Origin of the sequence: Desulfofundulus thermosubterraneus DSM 16057 (genome assembly GCF_900142025.1) — a bacterium.
GTDB lineage: Bacteria > Bacillota > Desulfotomaculia > Desulfotomaculales > Desulfovirgulaceae > Desulfofundulus > Desulfofundulus thermosubterraneus.
The window spans coordinates 16,714-33,237 of the sequence record NZ_FQZM01000041.1 but is presented as its reverse complement, the minus strand read 5'-3'; the positions used below and the strand labels follow the sequence as shown (position 1 = coordinate 33,237).

18 protein-coding genes are annotated in these 16,524 nt (G+C 56.0%); all 18 read right to left on the bottom strand.

What is annotated here, in order from left to right; translation table 11 throughout:
* Positions 1-317 precede the first annotated feature (317 nt).
* Complete coding sequence (locus BUA65_RS14100) at positions 318-1,220, bottom strand: peptidoglycan DD-metalloendopeptidase family protein (RefSeq protein ID WP_165613265.1); 903 nt, start codon at positions 1,218-1,220, stop codon at positions 318-320.
* Positions 1,221-1,707: 487 nt separating this feature from the next.
* The gene (locus BUA65_RS14095; protein WP_072870611.1) at positions 1,708-2,220 is read right to left on the bottom strand and encodes a response regulator transcription factor; all 513 of its coding nucleotides are present in this window, start codon (positions 2,218-2,220) and stop codon (positions 1,708-1,710) included.
* Between the two features lie 25 nt (positions 2,221-2,245).
* Entirely contained in the window at positions 2,246-3,256 is a 1,011-nt protein-coding gene (locus BUA65_RS14090; protein ID WP_072870609.1) for a polysaccharide deacetylase family protein, read from the bottom strand.
* A gap of 243 nt (positions 3,257-3,499) precedes the next feature.
* A complete protein-coding gene (locus BUA65_RS14085; RefSeq protein WP_072870608.1) occupies positions 3,500-3,862 on the bottom strand; it encodes a hypothetical protein in 363 nt (120 codons plus the stop codon).
* A gap of 499 nt (positions 3,863-4,361) precedes the next feature.
* The gene (gene rho, locus BUA65_RS14075) at positions 4,362-5,678 is read right to left on the bottom strand and encodes a transcription termination factor Rho (RefSeq protein WP_072870605.1); all 1,317 of its coding nucleotides are present in this window, start codon (positions 5,676-5,678) and stop codon (positions 4,362-4,364) included.
* A gap of 261 nt (positions 5,679-5,939) precedes the next feature.
* Positions 5,940-6,392, bottom strand: a complete 453-nt coding sequence (locus BUA65_RS14070) for a DUF2062 domain-containing protein (protein WP_072870621.1) — start codon at positions 6,390-6,392, stop codon at positions 5,940-5,942.
* 26 nt (positions 6,393-6,418) lie between these two features.
* Complete coding sequence (gene fsa / locus BUA65_RS14065; RefSeq protein ID WP_072870603.1) at positions 6,419-7,066, bottom strand: fructose-6-phosphate aldolase; 648 nt, start codon at positions 7,064-7,066, stop codon at positions 6,419-6,421.
* Between the two features lie 21 nt (positions 7,067-7,087).
* On the bottom strand, positions 7,088-7,948 hold the full coding sequence (locus tag BUA65_RS14060; RefSeq protein ID WP_072870602.1) for a class II fructose-1,6-bisphosphate aldolase: 861 nt from the start codon (positions 7,946-7,948) through the stop codon (positions 7,088-7,090).
* Between the two features lie 88 nt (positions 7,949-8,036).
* Positions 8,037-8,684, bottom strand: coding sequence for a hypothetical protein (locus BUA65_RS14055; protein ID WP_072870600.1), 648 nt, complete (start codon positions 8,682-8,684; stop codon positions 8,037-8,039).
* Between the two features lie 51 nt (positions 8,685-8,735).
* Positions 8,736-9,143, bottom strand: a complete 408-nt coding sequence (locus BUA65_RS14050; RefSeq protein WP_072870598.1) for a response regulator — start codon at positions 9,141-9,143, stop codon at positions 8,736-8,738.
* 113 nt (positions 9,144-9,256) lie between these two features.
* Positions 9,257-9,976, bottom strand: coding sequence for a Yip1 family protein (locus BUA65_RS14045; RefSeq protein ID WP_072870597.1), 720 nt, complete (start codon positions 9,974-9,976; stop codon positions 9,257-9,259).
* 31 nt (positions 9,977-10,007) lie between these two features.
* Positions 10,008-10,976 carry a signal peptide peptidase SppA gene (sppA, locus tag BUA65_RS14040; RefSeq protein WP_072870595.1) on the bottom strand — a complete coding sequence of 323 codons (969 nt, stop codon included), beginning with the start codon at positions 10,974-10,976 and terminating at the stop codon, positions 10,008-10,010.
* 56 nt (positions 10,977-11,032) lie between these two features.
* Positions 11,033-12,643, bottom strand: coding sequence for a CTP synthase (gene pyrG, locus BUA65_RS14035; protein ID WP_072870593.1), 1,611 nt, complete (start codon positions 12,641-12,643; stop codon positions 11,033-11,035).
* A gap of 97 nt (positions 12,644-12,740) precedes the next feature.
* Positions 12,741-12,905, bottom strand: a complete 165-nt coding sequence (locus tag BUA65_RS14030) for a XapX domain-containing protein (RefSeq protein ID WP_341349624.1) — start codon at positions 12,903-12,905, stop codon at positions 12,741-12,743.
* Between the two features lie 32 nt (positions 12,906-12,937).
* Entirely contained in the window at positions 12,938-14,614 is a 1,677-nt protein-coding gene (gene argS, locus BUA65_RS14025) for an arginine--tRNA ligase (protein ID WP_072870591.1), read from the bottom strand.
* A 10-nt stretch (positions 14,615-14,624) separates the two neighbouring features.
* Positions 14,625-15,047, bottom strand: coding sequence for a YwiB family protein (locus BUA65_RS14020; protein ID WP_072870618.1), 423 nt, complete (start codon positions 15,045-15,047; stop codon positions 14,625-14,627).
* A gap of 264 nt (positions 15,048-15,311) precedes the next feature.
* Entirely contained in the window at positions 15,312-15,485 is a 174-nt protein-coding gene (locus BUA65_RS18360) for a hypothetical protein (RefSeq protein ID WP_165613264.1), read from the bottom strand.
* Between the two features lie 315 nt (positions 15,486-15,800).
* Complete coding sequence (locus BUA65_RS14010; protein WP_072870588.1) at positions 15,801-16,508, bottom strand: hypothetical protein; 708 nt, start codon at positions 16,506-16,508, stop codon at positions 15,801-15,803.
* Positions 16,509-16,524 lie beyond the last annotated feature (16 nt).

Here is a 16,524-nt window from a genome sequence, read left to right as displayed (position 1 = left end):
GCCTGGCTTATCCGGCAGGCCTCCCCGGGTAAGAGCGTTAACCTTCACCCCGTGCCCGCCCCATATACTCCGCCGTCCCTTGGCAGCCTGGGATTTCGCTGTGTCACGCCAGCTCATCCGAACGGCTTAGCCTCTTATGGGGTTCTTGTTCATCGGGCCGTGGTTTTGCCTCCGGCTTCCTTCGGATTCCACCTCGCGATGGACACCCTTGCCTTTGGCTAGCAGACTCGTGCTGCCTCGCCTGCAGTGGACTTTCACCACCAAGTTAACGCCCATGCCGGGCGCACACGCAAAAGGCCCGCTTTGTTCGCGGGCCTTTACACCCTGGTGCGGGTGAGACACAACAGGGGGTCATAGGGTATGCCGTTTAAGCGCACCTCCAGGTGCAGGTGGGGACCGGTGGAACGGCCGGTGCTGCCCACCAGAGCGATAACCTCCCCGGCTTCCACCCACTGCCCCGGCTCCACCAGCACCTGCAGGGCGTGGGCGTAAAGGGTCTCCAGTCCTTCGCCGTGATCAATAATGACCGTGTTGCCGTAGGTACCCCGGGGGCCGGCAAAGGTCACCCGGCCGGACCGTACCGCCCGGATGGGTTCGCCCTCTCCGGCGGCAATGTCCACCCCCTCGTGGGGCCGGCCGTCCCGCCAGCCAAAGGGGGAGCTTACCCACCCCACCACGGGCCAGGCCAGCTGATCCACCGGCAGGGCTGCCGTGATGGTTGCTGTCGCTAGGTAATCACCGTACCCGGCAGGGATGGTCACCCGCTGTCCCGGAAACAACGTATCAGGGTTTGATAAACCGTTGACGGCCACCAGCCGGGATACGGGCACCCGGTAGCGCCGGGCAATATCCGAAAGGGTTTCGCCGGGTAACACCGTATGTGTTAGTACCCCGCCGGGAATTTGCAGTACCTGTCCCTCCACGATCAGGTTGGCGTCCCGGATGCCGTTTGCTTCCTGCAGAGCGGCTACCGGCAGGCCGAAACGGCCGGCAATATCCTCCAGGGTGTCACCGGGCTGCACCCGGTACATATGCTGTTCACCGGCCGGCGGACCCGTTTCCACCCGGGGGAGGTTACCGTAGGACACGCCGGTGAGAATGGCCTCATCGGGTGCGGCAAAAAGAGGTACCCTCCCGGGCAGCAGGCACACCGCCAGGACGGCCCCGGCCGCGAGCAATATGGTTAATTTGCGCAGACGCTTTTTAACTAACTTGCCCACGTGCAGTCCTCTCCTCCAGCTGTTTAAAGGGGCGGGGGAGTAAAAATCCCGCCCCATTTTGTTATCAGGCAGTCTAAAAAGAGGATTACCCAAAAGTGGGCCGTTTTATACATAGGAGGCCAGTATAAAGCTTAAAGGAAAAGGTGACGCTTAAAGGTGGGTCGGATTACAGGAAACCAATAACAGCGGTACCGCAGGGCAGGGGCAGGTGGTGGCCTGTTTGAACCTGCAGTTTTAGCGGCGCTGAAATTGGATTTGAACGGCGCTTTGAACATTTTAAAGGTGGGAGCGAAGCTCCGCAGACTTACTCTAAGCCTGAAAGTTCTTTTGTGTAAGTTGTGCAACCCGCTGAGACTTAACCTCTACGATTTCATTTACAGGTTCAAAAGTAAAGCCGAGTCCCCTCCGGGGATAGGAGATAGTAGGCTGGCAACAGCAGGGTTAACTCGATAGATATGACATCGTCATACGAATATAGAATGGCCGATTAAATGTCTATTTGAGTGCCTAAAAGCTGGGTCTCCCGGGGAGTCAGCTCCACCCTCTCGTCCCCCACCTTTACCACATAGCTGCACAAATCAATAACTATACCGGGCAATTCTATACGCTCGGCTTTGTTTCCGGTCCGGCGCAAAACCGCCTTGACCCGTGCCACCAGCTCCAGTGGGTCGAAGGGTTTTACGATATAATCGTCGGCACCCAGATCGAAGCCGCGCAGTTTATTCTGTAACTCTCCTTTCGCGGTAAGAATAATTACCGGTAAAGACGAATGCTGCCGTATCCAGCGGCAGATCTCCCACCCATCTATAAGGGGGAGCATTAAGTCCAGGATTACCAGGTCGATGCCTGAATCTTTGCCGCTTAGGAGTTTCAAAGCTTCCATACCGCCGGTAGCAATCACACTGGAAAAACCGTGTTTCTCCAGGTACAGCCGGATTAACTCGGCGATATTGCTATCATCCTCGACAATTAAGACATTTGCTTCGGGGCTGGACTTCAATTTCCAAATCACCTCCTTAACAATGTCACGAAAATCTTTCTTGCCAGAACTCCAGGGCCACACAGGCCGGCTCAAGCAGCGCCGGATCGAGGAATATGAAGGAAGGGCACCACTGCTGAGCGTAAGCAAGTAGAGCATATTGTTCAATCTTACGGATCAAGATTTCCGGGGTGATATCAGGGCTGCCCGCATTGATGCGCCTGATGCGACCGCCGGTGATGCAGGAACCGTTCAAACCCCTGCGGGTGTAATAGAGGTATCTATACCCGAGGGAACGGGCAATCCTGGCCGCGGTGGGGCTGTCCACCCCGTAGGGCCAGCAAAACTGGTCCATGGGACGCCCCAGCTCCTTTTCCATTACTTCTTTTGCCTTGAGGAGATCCGCCCTTACCCGGGCTTCGTATTCCCCCTGTGTTTCCCGCCGGTTTTGTTTATCCAGCCAGATCGGGCCTGCCAGGGCGGGCCTTATGTGCCGGGCAGCAGGCACACCCGGGGCGAACCTGGCCAGGTAGTGGCTATCATAGGAATGGGGATAAAAACTCATGCCGTGGGCCTGCATTTCCCGCATTTGTTCCCAGGTAAGCTTCGGTATTTGTTTCCAGATATGCCTGGAGCCCGGGCTGCCTTTCGTGTCGCCTGCAGACTTCACAATGACAAAACAGGTGGCCGGTATATTTCTTTTTTTTAATTCCGGGTAGGCGTAAGTATAAAAGGATTCATACCCATCGTCAAAGGTAATGACCACAGCTTTTGGAGGTATGGTATCCTTTCCGGACAGAAACCGGGCCAGCCTTTCCGTGGAAATGACATGGTAACCTTCCTTTTGCAAAATATCCAGGTGTGCCCGAAACAACCGGGGAGTGATTACCGCCGGACCGCGGTCGGTATTGCTGATGTGATGGTACATGAGCACGGCCACACGATTTTGATAACCCGGATGGAAACTGACGGTACTGGAATGGGTTGGAAAGAAGAGGGGAATCAGTCCCGGCGTAAAAAGAAGGAGCAATGTTCTGATCATTCCTAAAAGGTTCATCTGTCGCCTCTCTCTCGCTTTACCTATAATTTTTTGTGCCTGGAGGTATGGAAGCCAGGTGCAAGAAAATCAATTCAGTTTTCATTCCCTGGCTACCGTTGAATTAAACTCCCATCCGGCTTTTATTTTACAACTCCCCGGTGTTGAAGAAAAGCGACAAACCTGGATTCAGCAACGTCAGAAGTAAAAAGAAAAATAGGACAGGTTTCATCAACCCATCCTCACCACCACACTGAACAGCGGCTATTTTTTAGTCCCGGTTTTCTTTACAGCAGGGGTTTTCACCGCCACCCGTTTCTTATGGACGGCCGGCTTCTTGGGTACAACTTTTTTTCCGGCAACCGGCTTACCGGTTGCAACCTTTTTCTTGACGTTTGACTTCGCCTTGGCTTTAGCTGCCGGTACGGCAGGAGCAGCCTTCTTCACCCCTGCTTTGGGATTGGCCGGTTTGGCCGGTACTGCTCCCCGCTTGGTTGCCGTCACCACTGGTTTTACCGGTTGCTTTGCTGTCGCCGCCATGGCTACCGTTCCAAGCGGAGCAACAGCAGTAAAGGCGGCCATTGAGATTAGCGCTATACCTTTGATGAGTTTCTCCCTTAAGTTCATGTTTCCTCACCCCCTCCCTTGCCCCCTATTCTAAACATGCTTTTTTAATGTTCCATCTCAGTTTTGTAAATAAAGTGTAAAAACTTTAGACCTGGTTACCGTCCGCAGGCCGGCCGGCACCACCCGGCACTTCGTAAGCGAACTTTCCTTGCTGGAAAACCAGGGGGCAACGTTCATCCTGGACCAGGAGAAGCACAAACAACCCGGATCGAGTGGCACGGCGCGGCTAAAAAACGACCGCGCTTTTTCTCCGGGAGACAAAAAAAAGAGCCGGCCGAAGCAAGCCGGGGTGCACATCTTACGCGGAAGCCAGGGAGAGAGCGGGGACCCAGCACTCACTGGTATACTAGGTCTTCCTAAAACCGGAGGTGTCAATTAAACCTGAAATACCAGGAGCAGAGCCTTTTTTTGGTGAGTGCTGGGCGGCACCAGCGAACGAAATAATTACTCCGGTGCAGGGGAGAAGTGCCACAGGCTGGAGGGCACATTACGCGAACTGTCACTGACCTTCGGGGGTAATGTCCCGGCGCACATCGGGGGGTCTGTCGGGGGGAACCACCGGGCCGCTCTTGCGGGCAGTGCGGAAGAGGCGCAGGAGCTCTTCGTTGGTTTTGGTTTTTTTCATGCGCTCCACGAGCATCTCCATGGCCTCCCAGGGGGCCATGCCTACGGTAGCCTTGCGGAAAAACCAGATCCACTCCAGTTCATCCCGGGACAACAGCAATTCTTCCTTGCGCGTGCCGGAACGCTGTACATCAATGGCCGGGAACAGGCGCCGTTCCGCCAGGCGGCGGTCTAAAATCAGCTCCATATTCCCCGTACCTTTGAACTCTTCAAAGATGACGTCGTCCATCCGGCTGCCCGTTTCAATGAGGGCGGTGGCCAGAATGGTCAGGCTACCCCCTTCCTCCAAGTTGCGGGCGGCACCGAAAAATCGCTTGGGCTTATGGAGCGCTGCCGGATCCACGCCCCCGGACAGGGTACGCCCGCTTGGGGGGATCACCAGGTTATGCGCCCGGGCCAGTCGGGTGATGCTGTCCAGCAGGATCACCACATCCTGCTTGTGTTCCACCAGGCGCTTGGCCCGCTCCAGCACCATTTCCGCCACTTTAACATGGTTTTCCGGCGGCTCGTCAAAGGTGGAGCTCACTACTTCTCCGTCCACCGAGCGCTCGATATCGGTAACTTCCTCCGGCCGTTCGTCAATGAGGAGCACGATGAGGTAAACTTCCGGATGATTCTGGGTAATGCTGTTGGCAATTTCTTTTAGGAGCATGGTTTTGCCCGCCTTGGGCGGCGCCACAATCAAACCCCGCTGTCCTTTGCCGATGGGGGCAACCAAGTCGATAATCCTGGTGGCAATCTTGTCAGGCTGAGTCTCCAGGCGGATCCGCTGCTGCGGGTAAAGGGGGGTGAGGCCGTCGAAATGCAACCTCTCGGCAGCTTTCTCCGGGTCGACGCCGTTAACCTGTTCCACACGCAAAAGGGCATAGTAGCGCTCGTTTTCCTTGGGGCCGCGTACCTGGCCGGCTACCAGGTCGCCGGTGCGCAGGTCAAACCGGCGGATCTGGGAGGAAGACACGTAGATATCATCGTGGCTGGGCAGGTACTGGAAAGGCCGCAGGAACCCGTAGCCGTCGGGGAGTATCTCCAGCACCCCCTGGGCGTAGATGAGCCCGTTTTTTTCAGTCTGGGCTTTAATGATTTCAAAAATCAGTTCCCGCTTGCGCAGGCGGGAATACCCGGTAAGCTCCAGCTCCCGGGCTATTTTGTACAACTCCTGCATTGTTTTGCCTTCTAGTTCCGAATAATTCACACTGCATCCATTCCTTTCCAAGCACTACTAGGGAACGGCCCTAAAAATTCTGCCGCAACGCCCAGCGCTCACCTAAATATGACTCTGCTGCCGGTGTTTCAGGTTTAATTGACACCTCAGGTTCTGGAAGAAAGCCGGTATTCCAGTGAGTGCTGGGGCGTAAGATGCGCACTGCATCATTGTCATAACGGTTTTACCGAATATTTACAGGAAGATAAAGGGGGAGACCAGCCCGGCTGGTTTTCCACAAGAGGGGGCGACTCAAGAATGTTTTGTGGCCCGCCGTAATTCCAAAATACGGCGCACGGGGAAGTAAATCAAGATCCACGCGAGGGCAGCGTCTATGGCTGCACCAATAAAAAAGGGGTAGCCCATTTGTTTGAGGGTGGAAAGGGACCCCCCGGCACCCGCGCCAACCGCCAGGCTGTCTCCGATGAGGGTGCTGCCCACAAGGTAATTCAGGGCGTAAAAGAAGGGAACGGCCCACTTGAAGAAGGCTGCCGAAAGGGCGGCGGCAACGGCGCTTACCCTTAAGCACCGGGCTAAGAGGTAGGCCACGGGGATGCTGATCAGAGGAATGGGGAAAAAATCCAGCGCCGTACCCAGAGCGACCCCGTGGGCAATTTTATGCGGGGCGTCGGGAAGGTCCATAACTTCATTATATTTTTCTACCAGGTAGTTTTTCCAACCCAAAAGTTTTTCCTTGACGCGCATTATCACCATGGGATATTTAGACTATCTTACTTCCTGGGAACCGTGGCCCAGTCGGCCAGGAATCTTTCAATACCGATGTCGGTTAAGGGGTGCTTTAGCATTTGCATGAGCACCTTATAAGGCACAGTGGCGATGTCCGCACCGGCCCGGGCGGCCATGGTTACATGCACCGGATGGCGAATACTGGCCGCAATCACTTTAGTGGAAAAATCGTAATTGCTGTAAATGGCCATGATGTCCTGGATCAATTCCAGCCCGTCGTGGCCCACATCATCCAGCCGGCCCACAAAGGGGCTGACATAGGTAGCCCCGGCCAGGGCCGCCAAAAGAGCCTGGTTGACCGAAAAAATTAGGGTTACGTTGGTTTTGATCCCCTTGGATGCAAGGAACTTCACTGCTTTGAGCCCTTCACCGGTCATAGGGATTTTGACTACGATGTTGGGATGAATGGCTGCCAGTTCTTCCGCCTCCGCAATCATGCCTTGCGCATCAATGCTCACCGCTTCGGCGCTGATCGGCCCGTCCACAATGGAGGTAATTTCCCGCACCACTTCGGCAAAATCCCGGCCCTCCCTGGCAATCAGGGACGGGTTGGTGGTTACGCCACTGATTACCCCCAGGGCGTAGGCTTTTTTGATCTCTTCCACATTGGCTGTGTCCAGAAAAAGCTGCATAAAAAGTCCTCCTTGAATACATTACCCCCTGACCTTCCCGGAGCAGCCAAAGACCCGCATCTTTTCCCGGATTACCTCAATGGCCGCTTCCCGGGCCGGACCCAGGATTTTGCGGGGGTCGATTTCCTGGGGATTTTCGTCGAGCTTGCGCCGGGCCGCCCCCACAAAGGCTTCACGGATATTGGTATCAATGTTTATCTTGCGCACGCCCCGGCCAATGGCTTCACGGATGGCCTCGTCGGGCACGCCGGAAGCCCCGTGCAACACCAGGGGAACGGACACCAGCTCTTTAATCCTGCTCAGGCGGTCAAAATCCAGCCTGGGCTCGCCCTTATAGCGGCCATGGGCCGTCCCGATGGCAACAGCCAGAGAATCTACACCCGTTTGCTCTACAAAGTAACGCGCCTCGTCCGGGTCGGTAAAGAAGGCCTCCCGGTCGGTAACCGCAATGTCGTCTTCCACACCGCCGATTCTCCCCAGCTCAGCCTCCACGGAAACCCCCACCGGTCTGGCCGCCGACACCACCTGGCGGGTAAGGGCAATATTTTGCTCCAGGGGCAGGTGAGAACCGTCAATCATCACCGATGAAAAACCGGCTACCAGGCAACGGACGACCTGATCAAAGCTGGTTCCATGGTCCAGGTGCAGGGCCACCGGTACCCTGGCACCGCGGGCGGCCACCCTTACCATGGCCGCAATATAGTCCACGCCGGCGTACTTAATGGCTCCCTGACTGGCCTGCATTATCACCGGCGCCTTTTCCGCCTCCGCCGCAGCCACGATGGCCTGCACTATTTCCATATTATTACAATTAAAGGCTCCCACAGCATAGCCTTCCGCAGCGGCTTCCTTGAGCAACACACTCACCGGAACAAGGGGCATTGGATTCCCCCCTTCTTTTTATTCCATTATCCCCCGGGAAAAAATTTTTAGTATAATTGCCGTCGCCACAGCGGGGACAATGCACCAATCACGGCTGCGGCGGCGTTTCCCTGGCTTTCCCGAGATGGGCGAAAGTATGCCGCGTCAGCTTTATTTTCCAGGTACGCCCTACGGCATCCAGATCTTTTTGGGTTTCCGCATAAACTATGTAAAGGTTGTCGCAACGGCTGCAGTGTAGTTCTAAGCGATCGGGGAAGATATCCACTTCAATACGTTGATTTCCACACTCGCAGTAAAGCCTTCCGGTTCTACCCAGGTTATGCACATGTTTTAAAACCGCAGACATTACTTCATGATTATGGAAAAAGTTATCGGCCATAAAATCCAGCCCATCAAGGATTTCTTCCAGGCGGGCTTGTTCGCGCACCCGGTCCTCCGTCCCCAGGTACCCGAGCTCCAGACCGGTAGTCTGGCAGAACAGCTCGATGTTCCCGCTGGACCATAGAATGCGGGCGTTAACCAAACAGGTGTGGCTGGAACCACAAACCACACAGGGGATCTGCAGGTTCACCTTGTTGCCCCGGGAAGTGAGTGACAACTTGAGAGCACCGCACGAACAGTGGATATGGAGTGAGGAACGGGCGCCCACCAGGGCAAAACGGGAGATCCCGTGGTGCTCCAGCCTGCCGCATTCCGGACATCGCATTATCAGGGTCGTTTGGGTATTGATGACCACGCAAACCAAACCCCCATACGGTAACCATTAAAATTTGTTGCTCTGCTTTCCTTAGCCAATTACCTCCAGATATCTCCTGGCCGGACGCCTGTCCGCCAGGAGGGCCCGGACAAGGTAACGCACTTCCTGGAGATCAAATGGCTTGCTCACATAATGCCTAACTCCCAGCTTTTTAGCTTCACCAAGCAGTTCAAGCTCCCCGTACGCGGTCATCATGATCACCGGCAGATCCGGATCCAGCTTGCGAATTTCCCGCAGGGTGTCCAGTCCGCTCATTCCGGGCATTTTCATGTCCAGTAGCACCAGGTCTATACCACCATGTTTAAGCTTCTGGAGTGCCTCAGGTCCGCAAACGGCCACTACCACTTCATATCCGTCATCGGTGAAAGCCTCCAGCAGCATCCGGCGCACTCCTGCCTGATCATCTACCACCAGCAGGTAATACCGGCAATCCGTCATCCCCCTTACCCCCCTGCCTGAAACTGGTCTAACCCTCACGGTGGGATTCGTTAAAGTAGTGTTTCGGCAGGGGGTATTAAATCCCTTCCGCGGGGAAAATTTTTTTACCAGGGTTAGTTGTTCAGGGGAAAGAGGGAAGAGATGCCCGCAGCAAAGAGCACCAGCAGAATAATCCCGCTCAGGATAATCACGGCCGGTGGCAGCAACACCGTAAGCAAAGCGCGGCTTGCTGAAAACTGGTATACCTCCATCAGCCCCAGGACTACCAGGACGACACCCCATATGAAAACCGCCAGTCCTAAAATCGCCGTGACCACGGTTAAGGAGATTCCCCGGGTATCCAGCAGGAAAAGCAGCAAATCAACAGGTATCATGGTCAGTGCCGGCAACGCCGCCAGGGCAGTTATGGTTAAGATTCCAGAGGCCCTGCCCCGCCCGCCCAGCAAGCCGGCGGTGAGGTGCAAAAGGGCGCTCACCACCACCCACTTCACATATTGGAAAACCAAGCCCGCCACCGCCACGAGGGGAGCGGCCGGTGCCAGCCAGTGCATGCCCATGTAAGGGTGGCCGGGCGGCAGGGTCAGGCGGTATCCCACCAGGGCTCCCATGAGGGCGCCGGCCAGGTTGACCAGAGTGAAGATCAAAACCGCCAGGCCAAGGGGCGGGCTGGCGGCCAACCGCCGGAAAGTAGCCCGGGGGTCAAAAAAGACCCCGTAAATGATATCCAGAAAACCCATGGGGGGCTCCGGGGGAGCCTCATTTACCGCCGGAGAGCCATGAACATCTTCACCGGGGGATAAGACCCCGCCGGAAGTCCCGGTGCGCTCTTCCACCTGGAACCACCTCCATTTTCAAAGTAACCCCTTAAGAATTGGGAAACCTGAGCGTATCGCCCTCTGACCCGGGGGGGAGGCAGGGGGGACAGATGAGCCAGATGGCTGTTTTGTTGTCCGGAAAAGCGCTGCCAAACCCCTTGGGGAAAAGCGTCCCGGAAAGGATGCCGGACCAGAAACCGCGGGGACCCAGTTCGGTGGTTACGGGGTCGGGACCGAGCCCGGCCAGACGGCCGGCCAGGCGAACGGCGTCCCGCAGGTTGCCCAGCTCATCCACGAGCCCCAGTTTTTGGGCCTGCCGCCCGGTATACACCCGCCCGTCGGCCAGTTTTCTCACCCGGTCCAGTTCCATCTTCCTGCCTTCCGATACGGCACGCAGAAACTGGTCGTAAATATCGTCAACCATACCCTGAAAGATGTCCTGTTCCTCAGGGGTTACCGGCCGGCTGGGTGAGCCCATGTCTTTATAAGGGCCGCTTTTAAAGGTACGGGTGTTGATGCCCAGCTTATCGTATAAACCACGCAGGTCCTGGGTCTGCATGATTACACCAATGCTGCCCGTCAGGCTCCCGGGATTAGCCACAATTTTATCCGCGCGGCTGGCAATCCAGTAAGCTCCGGAGGCCGCGGCATCCCCCATGGAGGCCACCACCTTCTTGCCGCTTTTGCGCAGGTTATCCACTTCCGCGGCAATCTCCTGGGCACCCGCAGCGGTACCCCCCGGGCTGTTTAATCGTAGCACCACGGCCTTAACCGCCGGGTCCCGGGAAGCCTGGCGCAGCCGCTCCATCACATCCTCCGAACCTGTCCCTGAACCAAAGAATCCCGGGGTAGCCCGGCCGCTGACAATGGTGCCGGTAATGGGAATTATGGCCACCGCACCGGTACCCCGGGAAATTTTTATTCCCCTGTCCGGGCGGGAAAGCACGCTTACCAGCCCGGCACCCAGGGAAAGCAACACCACTACACACACCACGGCAGCTACGAGCCTTCTCTTCACGCCAGCAAACCTCCCACAGGCCTATTCTTTACCCGGCCGGTTGATCCCATGCAGGGTTAAGTGCGGCTTCCCCGGTAAGTCAGGGAAGCACCGATAAAGTCTCGGAAAAGGGGATGGGGCCGGTTCGGCCTGGATTTAAACTCGGGATGAAACTGCGTGCCCAAAAACCAGGGATGCCCCGGCAGCTCGACGATTTCCACCAGGTAGCCGTCCGGACGCGTACCGCTGAAGACAAGTCCTCCCCGGGACAGTTCATCCCGGTAGGTATTGTTCAGTTCGTAGCGATGGCGGTGTCTTTCGTAAATAATTTCCTCCCCGTAAGCCCTGTGGGCCAGGGTTCCGGGTACCAGGCGGCAGGGATAACGGCCCAAACGCATGGTGCCGCCCAGGCGGTCCAGCTCCTTTTGTTCCGGCAACAAGTCGATAACCGGATACGGGGTGCGGGGATCAAACTCGGAGCTGTTGGCCCCGGGCCAGTTTAGAACGTGGCGGGCATATTCCACCACCGCCAGCTGCATCCCCAGGCAAATGCCCAAAAAGGGGACCCTTTTCTCCCGGGCAAATTTGATGGCCCTGATTTTCCCCTCGATGCCCCGGTCCCCGAATCCCCCGGGAACCAGCACACCATCCACATCACGGAGATAATCTTCGGCCGGCTTGCATTCCAGTTCTTCGGAATTGATCCAGCGAATGTCCACCGCGGCACCGTGATACAGCCCGGCATGGCGCAGGGCTTCGGCCACGCTGAAATAGGCATCGGGCAGGGAGACATACTTGCCCACCAGGCCGATAACCACTTTCTCCCGCAGGTTTTTCATGCGGTTGACCATATCTTCCCATTCGGTCAGTTCGGGAGGATGACATTCCAAGCCCAGGCGCTGTACCGTTATTTCCCCCAGGCCCTCCTTCTCCAGCATCAGGGGCACTTCATAGATAGAGGTGGCGTCAACTGCCTGAATTACCGCCCGGGGGTCAATGTCACAAAAGAGGGCTATTTTTTCCTCCATTTCCCGGGAAAGGGGGCGCTCCGTACGGCAGACAATCACGTCGGGTTGAATGCCGATGCTGCGAAGTTCCTTTACGCTGTGCTGGGTGGGTTTTGTTTTTAATTCGTTGGCTACTCTGAGATAAGGCACCAGGGTGACATGGATGTACATGACGTGCTCCCGGCCCAGGTCGGTGCGCAGCTGGCGGATGGCCTCCAGAAAGGGAAGGGACTCGATATCGCCCACGGTACCGCCGATCTCCGTAATGACCACGTCCGGGTTAGATTCAGCGGCAACCCGCAGGATCCTTTCCTTGATCTCGTTGGTGATGTGGGGTATTACCTGTACGGTGGCGCCCAGGTAGTCGCCCCGGCGCTCCTTGGTAATCACCGACCAGTAGATACCCCCGGTGGTAATGTTGCTGCTGCGGCTCAAGTTGCTGTCGATGAAACGCTCATAGTGTCCCAGGTCCAGGTCGGTTTCCGCGCCATCTTCGGTAACAAAAACTTCCCCGTGCTGGTAGGGGCTCATGGTGCCGGGGTCAATATTGATATAAGGGTCCAGTTTTTGAATAGCCACCTTCAGGCCGCGGCTTTTCAACAGACGGCCCAGGGAAGCGGCAGTAATACCCTTGCCCAACGATGATACTACTCCACCGGTGACAAAAATAAATTTGGCCATGATAGCCTCCTGTCAAACATTATTGCTCTATTTTTTACGGCATCGGTAGATAATACCTATCCTATTCTAGCCGTGGCAAAAGGACATGTCAACAGATCTAACGGTTTATAAGGCGAGCCACCACAAGGTAGCCCAGAAAAAGGCCCACCACCCCCATGACCCCCGCCAGGGTAGGGGGTGCGGGCACGGGCAACTTTAACCAGGCAAAGGCCGCACCGGCCACGAATCCCGTGACCAATGCCAGAACAGGTTCCTTCAACAAAGAGACACACTCCCCAAACGGACTATCTACAATCACATCCGCTCCGGGGCGGAGAGACCCAGCAGTCGCAGGCCGTTCCGCAGGACGATGCGGGTGGCATCCACCAGCACTAGCCGGGCGGCGGTCAGGGCTTCGTCTCCGGTAATCACCCGGTGGCTGTTGTAAAAGCTGTGCAACAGTCCCGCCACTTCATGCAGGTAGCGGGCCATACGGTGGGGGGCCAGATCCTTCGCCCCCAGGGCCACCTCCTCGGGGAAATCGGCCAGCTTGCGGGCCAGGGCCAGTTCTGCCTCTTCCTTTAAAAGCCCCAGGTCCACCTGCTCCGGCAAAGGGGCTTCCCGGTCCATCTGGCGCAAAATGCTGCAGATGCGGGCGTGAGCGTACTGGATGTAATAGACCGGGTTTTCGTTGCTTTGCTCCTTGGCCAGGTCCAGGTCAAAATCCAGGTGGCTGTCGGCGCTGCGCAGCACGAAAAAGTAGCGGGCCGCATCCCTGCCGACCTCCTCCACCAGTTCCTCCAGGGTGACAAACTGGCCGGAACGCTTGCTCATGCGCACGAGCTCGCCGCCCCGGTACAGGCGCACAAGCTGCATGATCACTATTTCCAGGGCATGGGGGTTGTAGCCCAGGGCGGCCACCGCCCCCTTCATGCGGGCCACGTGGCCGTGGTGGTCCGCCCCCCAGATGTTAATGACACGGTCAAAGCCGCGGCGGAATTTGTCCAGGTGGTAGGCGATATCCGCCGCAAAGTAGGTGGGCACACCGTTGCTGCGCACCAGCACCTCGTCTTTCTCCACCCCGAACTCCGTTGCCTTAAACCAGAGCGCACCTTCATATTCATAGAGGTACCCCCGGCGGCGCAGGATATCGATGGCCTCCTGTACCGCCCCCGATTCGTGGAGGCTCTTCTCGGAAAACCACACGTCATAGTGGACGCCAAAATCCTCCAGGGCCTTCTTGATGGCGGCCAGCTTCTCTTTCAGAGCGTAGTCCACCAGGGCCCGGCGCCTTTCATCCTCCGGAGCGTGCAGGTATTGATCGCCAAAACGCTCCACAAAGCCCCTTACCGTGTCGATAATATCTTCTCCGTGGTAGCCCTCCTCGGGCACTTGAGCCGGCAGGCCGAGAAGCTGGAAGTAGCGGGCTTCCAGGGAACGTCCGAAATTTTCGATCTGGTTGCCGGCATCATTGATGTAGTATTCCCGGGTGACCCGGTAACCGGCAAAATCTAAAATGGCAGCAATGCTGTCCCCCAGGGCCGCTCCCCGGGCGTTGCCCATGTGCAAAAGCCCGGTGGGGTTGGCGCTGACAAATTCCACCTGCACCCGGGAACCGTTACCCAGGTTCACCCGCCCATAGTCGTGATCCGCCCCAATAATGCGGGGCAGCTCGGCCAGCACCCAGTGGGGAGCCAGGTAGAAATTAATAAAACCGGGTCCGGCCACTTCCACCTTTTCCACCGAAATCCCGGTCAGGTCTAAATGGGCCACCAGGGCCTCGGCAATCTTGCGGGGTGCGAGACGGGCCGGCCTGGCCAGGAGCATGGCCAGATTGGTGGCAAAATCTCCATGTTCCTTTTCCCTGGGCACCTCCACCACAAAGGCCGGGGGAGTGACCGCGGGCAACAAACCCCTGCTTACAGCAGAAGCCAGTGCCCTTTCCAGAGCACCGGCCAGGTGTTCCCGTACTTCCTGGACTAGACCCTTCATCTTTTAAAAACTAGACCTCCTGCACGGTAATGGATAATTCGTTGTAACCGATCCTTTGCCGGCATAATTCCAACTCGTATTCCAGATTAATACTTCCGCCCACCTCTGTCAAGTCCACCTCCACTTTCCAGGGCAGAACCCGGATCCACATGGACCCGTAAGGCGTCATGTAACTGGTTTCATGATGAATTCCTTCTTCAAAAACCTGCTTTACTTCGGCCGTACCCATGCGGTTCAAGGTAACCCGGCTGGGTTCAGCCTTTAGAGAGGTGGTGGTTCCGGCCAGGCCGGAAATTTCAGACTCATTGTAAACAATGTAAAAAGAACTGTTTTTCTGATAATAGTTGGCTTTCGTCACCAGTTCGATGGTTTCCCGCTCCCCCAGGTCATTGGTCTGCGTTCCACGGATGGTTACCAGCACCTCTTTGCGCAATACCAATCATCCTTTCACCTTAAGAGCCGGGCAAGGCATCTTAACGAAATTTTAATTATTATATCCTGTTTTCCGGCGGGCAAAAAGGGGGTATTTATTTTTTTCAGCTGAAAATTTGGCCGCTTCAGGACGGCTGGCGCAAAATAAAAAGCGGGGCATTAAAGGCTCCCGCCAGCGCGGGCAAAACAAAAACAGGCTCCCTCTGGTGCCTGTTTTGCCGCCAAACCGTGAGATACGCGTGATTATGGTTAACACATCTCCCTTTTAGCGGAAGAGAAAGGTTACCACGCTGTTATAAAAGTCATTCATAAACACTTTTACCACCAGCAAAGCGGTCAGGTTGATAATAGCGCCCACTCCCAGGATGTCTACCGCCAGGCACAGGTTTTCCAGCCACCGGGGTTCCTCCCTTAAAGACGGTGATTGACCTTTGTTCATTTTTATACCCCCGTTCAAAAATTAAAGTGGGGCTTTTTCCGGCCAATGAGTTGTGGTGACAAAACTAAGGTTTATATGTAGTGCCAATTTGTACGAATTTTAACAAGCTCCACATAACCGCCCTGTTGATTTTATTATAGTCCTAAATTTTCAGAAATCAATAGGTAGGTGACAAAAAGATAGGATTCACAAGCACAAAACAAATCATAAAAACAAAGCGGCGCCTTTTAAAGGCACCGCCTGTTGAAGCTGCTATTTCACTTAATGCCCGCCGGTATGTATACCCCTCCACCCGGCGGCTCCCGGAGCCGGGCGTCAGGCCTCTGCCTTTTCCCCGTGGGCGGAGGCCGAAATGCCCAGCCCCTCGAAGATGAACATCATGGCAAAGCCGTACCACATGGTGTAGATGACGTAAAAGGCGAGCATGAAGGTGGTCACGCCGGCTTTATCGGCCACTCTGGCCGCCTGGATCCCTTCGAAGTTATATGCGGGCTCCAGGGCCTTGGTCAACACCGATCCCGCAAAGGACATCTCACCGGCACGGGCCTCCAGTTTATAGTGCTTCTGGAGGATATTGAAAAGGTTCCACCAGTAGTAAATTACTTCCCGGGACTCCAGGCCGTAACGACCCTTGATCTGATCGCCCCGGTTGTTAAACTCCGCATCCGCATCGGCCAGCGCCGCCCGGGCCACTTTACCCAGGTCCCCGCTGACCGTCAGTTTTTGCCCCTGTGCCGCCACTGAGGCCCCAACGGCGGTAAAGAGCCCCGTCATTTTAGCTGCTTCTTCTTTATCTCCGGCTTCCAGGGTTACCTGGAAATTCTGCCCTTCAAAATTTTTCGCCTTGCTCATAATACCGGGAATGTAGCAGGTTGAACCCTTGGTCAACTGGTTAAAAAGGTCGTCGGCATAGCCAATCACCGTTTTGCCGTTCATCACCGGACTCATCATTACCGCCAGAACCACCAAGAAGGAGATGAGCAGCACTATACCGATAAAGAATTCCCTTTTCCGTATAATCATACCGGATTTCACCCCT